A 201-nucleotide genomic window follows, 5' to 3' on the forward strand; every position below is an offset into this window, starting at 1 on the left:
GGCTGGTCCAGGTGCCCTGCATCGAACGGAACGCGATCGCCGCCGCGAAGGCGATCAACGCCGCGAAGATGGCGCTCTGGGGCGACGGCACCCACCGCGTCTCCCTCGACGAGGTCATCATCACCATGCGCGAAACCGGCAAGGACATGAGCTCCAAATACAAAGAAACCGCCATGGGCGGCCTCGCCGTCAACGTCGTCG

At 65.2% G+C, this 201-nt stretch carries 1 protein-coding gene; it reads left to right on the forward strand.

The features are described 5' to 3' along the window. The coding region (locus AC5RUU_RS19735) for an L-serine ammonia-lyase, iron-sulfur-dependent, subunit alpha (RefSeq protein WP_493976882.1) at positions 1-201 on the forward strand (201 nt) is incomplete at both ends.

The sequence above is a fragment of the Arthrobacter sp. K4-10C genome, assembly GCF_059090085.1.